This is a genomic window from Veillonella parvula (assembly GCF_047241225.1).
GTDB lineage: Bacteria > Bacillota > Negativicutes > Veillonellales > Veillonellaceae > Veillonella > Veillonella parvula_O.
In genome coordinates this window covers 1-2220 of the sequence record NZ_JBKTIE010000011.1, presented here as the reverse complement: position 1 = coordinate 2220, position 2220 = coordinate 1, and the positions used below count along the sequence as shown (strand labels likewise).

Here is a 2220-nt window from a genome sequence, read left to right as displayed (position 1 = left end):
CCGACAAAGAGGAACGTTTCGTCATGTTCTTTGCTGTTTCTGCCACAACAACATAGCAGCTCTTTGTGCGATTCCAAATCACTTTAAATACTCGATTCATTAATCTTTCTCCTATAAAACTTATAAAACCTACTAACCAACTATCTACATATTTAATGAAATAACAATGATGTATCGATGATGTATTAAGAATTCATCGACATTCTTAAATGTGTATATCTAAAATACCACATATTACGGGAAAAGTAAACTTTTTTTCATTTTATTTTCATAAAACTTTTGTGTTTAAATTATTAATAATTTCGATAAAATTAAATATACTGAATATTCTGCATAAATGCTGTATTTTTTAACTATTATTCACCAACTTTCATAAATAATACTAATATGCTCCATAATTATGTACTAATATCACACCATATGTAACCAATTTATTTTCTCTTCATTATCCTGTTTTATGATAGACCATATAATAGAATGATATCTTTTCATAAACAGATATCGTACAGTGTTTCTGCCATTTTGACTCAATGTACGTACACAATTACTACATACCTACTTAAGCCAATTAACTATTGCACAATCAATAAAGGTAACATTTTATTATATAGTAAAAGGAATGACAGGTGAAATTCAAATCGCCGTCATTCCTTTTTTTATTCTAAGGCACTCTAAAGGCGTATTGGCGGGCTTTATAGGCTTTATAGAAATAGAGCATATGTGTATAAAAACAATTTATATGATTACTCCATGTGTTTTTTAATTTTTATTGTTATACTGAAAGCAGAAAGGAGGAAGAAATCTATGTCAGAACTCAATATCTTACAACAAAATATAGATAAACCAAATACGGTTACAGAAGAAGATATCGTAGTTACACGAGATAATCAAACTTTCACAATCAAAGGTCGCTTTAATGGGGAAGAAGGCGTATTCACATATGATGCGGACGTTCAACCTAACGATCAGTTACAATTTCTGCATCACAATTTTACGGCCATCGTAAAAAAAATTACATATAAGGTGATTCAAGGTCAGCGAATCACCTTGATTGCAAAATTATATGCATAAAAATATCGGGGTATTGTTAATACAAACAACACCCCGATATTTTTTATCGGTCATACAATTATAAGAAATACAATACAACACAACAACACTTAATTCTTATAATTAAATCATCTAAAATTATTGAATTGTCGGTGCATTAATCGCTTTGCGAAGGTCCACTGTGTGAAGTTCGTCCATTGCAGGAGCCGCTTTTTCATCCACAGGTTTCACGCGATTATTGCCGTCTTTCATAGCTTCGTTCAAGCTGAAGATCACCATTTCATTCATGTAGAAACGCAATTCATCATCATGTACATTGGCTGTATTACGATCCAAGATATCGATGATTTGTTGCGCATAGTCCAATTTAGCATCTTCAGATACAGTCGCATGTTCTGTAAAGAACTGTTTGTAATCGTTGTACAAACGATCTAATGCCAAACGCCCATAGCTATCGTTTTTATAACGATGGCTTACGATGTACCAGCTGCGACGAACATTCATGTAGTACAACACATTGTTGCGGTAACGCTCTTGACCAGTCATAACGCGGGAATCATCCATGATGCGCTTGCCCTTTTGGTCCAATTGGAATTGTGTGAAAGCATTCACTACGTCGCGAACTTCTTCGCTAGGCACAGGAACAGCCACTTCTGCTTCAATCACATTTAATGGTTCAGCCGGTTGTTCCGGCATCATCAATGTATCACGAGCCGCATCCGCTTGACCTACCGCACACACACAAGCAAGTGCCAATACAGGCATAAATTTTTTGAATTTCATAAATCCTCCTAATGATGAGCCGCCTCCCAAAGGGCGGCTTTCATATTCCTTACATGATTCTTACATGACTAGAGTATACTAAATAACCCATTTAATCAAGTCAAATTTACTTTGTAAGCCCTGCTTGTTGCATCAACAATGCAATTTGAGCCTTCATTTGTTCATTATCTTCCTTTACAGAGGATAATTCATCAATACGTTGTTGCATACGTGCGTTATCATCCTTAACAGCAGACAATTCATGGAGGCTTTCTTGCATACGTGCATTTTCAGCTTTCAACGCTGTTACCTCATCTTGCAACACATAAATGGAGCTGATTGGGCCACCCTTATAACGTTCAGGAACTGCTTTCTTCGCATCGGAAGTACCGAATTTACGAGTTACAC

Annotated in this window: 4 protein-coding genes; 1 reads left to right on the top strand and 3 read right to left on the bottom strand. The window is 35.3% G+C overall.

What is annotated here, in order from left to right; translation table 11 throughout:
* A partial coding sequence (locus tag ACLRYO_RS09525) for an ESPR domain-containing protein (protein ID WP_413084868.1) occupies positions 1-100 on the bottom strand: 100 nt, incomplete at its 3' end.
* A gap of 704 nt (positions 101-804) precedes the next feature.
* Between ACLRYO_RS09525 and ACLRYO_RS09520 the strand changes: the two genes are divergently transcribed.
* Positions 805-1071, top strand: coding sequence for a hypothetical protein (locus ACLRYO_RS09520; protein WP_004692901.1), 267 nt, complete (start codon positions 805-807; stop codon positions 1069-1071).
* A 117-nt stretch (positions 1072-1188) separates the two neighbouring features.
* Here ACLRYO_RS09520 and ACLRYO_RS09515 read toward each other — a convergent pair whose 3' ends face one another.
* A complete protein-coding gene (locus ACLRYO_RS09515; RefSeq protein WP_004698060.1) occupies positions 1189-1833 on the bottom strand; it encodes a hypothetical protein in 645 nt (214 codons plus the stop codon).
* A gap of 106 nt (positions 1834-1939) precedes the next feature.
* A partial coding sequence (locus tag ACLRYO_RS09510; RefSeq protein WP_413084867.1) for a hypothetical protein occupies positions 1940-2220 on the bottom strand: 281 nt, incomplete at its 5' end.